The sequence below is a fragment of the Oleiphilus sp. HI0061 genome (genome assembly GCF_001635675.1).
In genome coordinates, this window is the sequence record NZ_LWFE01001571.1 from 1 (window position 1) to 1,413 (window position 1,413).

General features: G+C 45.4%; 2 protein-coding genes. One reads left to right on the forward strand and one right to left on the reverse strand.

The window, feature by feature from the left end:
• On the forward strand, positions 1-832 hold an 832-nt coding region (gene alr, locus A3735_RS24535), incomplete at its 5' end, for an alanine racemase (protein ID WP_068638813.1).
• A gap of 21 nt (positions 833-853) precedes the next feature.
• Here the strand turns inward: alr and A3735_RS31365 are convergent.
• Positions 854-1,413 (reverse strand): hypothetical protein (locus tag A3735_RS31365; protein WP_197486019.1); only part of this gene is annotated, 560 nt, incomplete at its 5' end.

Here is a 1,413-nt window from a genome sequence, read left to right on the forward strand (position 1 = left end):
TACAAGCAATGTGATTTGGGTGGTCCATAGCTTATGGCAGTTGGCGCTGTTTGAAAATCAAACTCAGGCTTCTGAGTATAAAGTTTGCTTAAAGCTTGATACCGGAATGAATCGCCTGGGTATGAATAGCGAGGACTTTGCACTTGCATTGAAGCGAATTGAGTCAAATCAGTACCTCTCGCTCTATGCTTGTATGACGCACTTCTCAGCAAGTGATTTGCCAGGGGGGGAGCAGGTAGATCAGCAGCTTCAGCGCTTTAATTCTGTTATACAAGATATTGAGTCGGATGAGCTCTTACTGAGCACGGCTAACTCCGGTGGTATTCTATATTATCCTCATAGCCATAAAGATATTGTTCGACCTGGTATTATCTTATATGGCGCAATGCCGTCACCAGAGAAGCAAGACCAGAATTTTGATTTAAAGCCGGTGATGAAATTAAAGTCTGCAATCATGGCTGTTAGAGAGCTTTCTATCGGAGAGCGTGTTGGCTATGGCGGCCGCTGGCGAGCATCTCGTGAATCACGAATTGCAACAGTCGCTTGCGGTTATGGTGATGGTTATCCCCGACATGCACCAGATGGAACGCCGGTAGCGGTTTTTGATTCCGCGTCACAATCCTTTGTTCGAGCCCCGCTTGTAGGGCGGGTATCGATGGATATGTTGGCAATTGATATAACGGATATTCCTTCTTGTGGTCTTGGCAGTCCTGTTGAGCTGTGGGGGGATTATATTAAGGCGGACGAGCTTGCATCTTTGGCTGGTACGATTGCCTACGAGTTATTTTGTAGTATTACTACTCGTGTTCCAAGGCTGTTGAGTGGCGAATAGAGTATTCGCCACTGGGCCTTTTTAAGGTGCTTCTTCGAGGAGTTCTTCGCTCTCTGATGGTTCTTCAGAAGTATCGTCATACATAAACTTCATGTCGCCAAAAGAGCCTGTCGGGTTGATGAAAGAAAGGCTGCTCGGAAAGAAGTAGGTCTTGACCGGTGCGTCATGTTCATAGCTATCTTTAACTTTCACCTCACCATGAAATTGGCTCTTTATGTCAATATCGATAACCTCTGCGATGTTGCCAGGCAAAGTCCCTATTAGAGCGCCATGCCCCAAGTCATGATCTTGATTATACTGATAGATATTAGGGTTAATGAGAGCGGGAATAGTTTTCTCTCCAACACTTAGTAATGTCGTATCATTTGAGTTGATGATAGCCTGTTCTACGGGGGCACCCGAGCTATCAAATAAGTTGGAAATTCGTCCCCATATTGAGTTCGCAATATCTGGGAAATGACTTGTATAGAGTTCGCTGTCGAAATTTTGAGCAAACAATTGTGGCTGGCCGTCAGTTTCACGCTCGAGGTGAATGAGTATGTTGTCGTCGCTGCCCTCAATATAGCTCGTATAAGTATCTG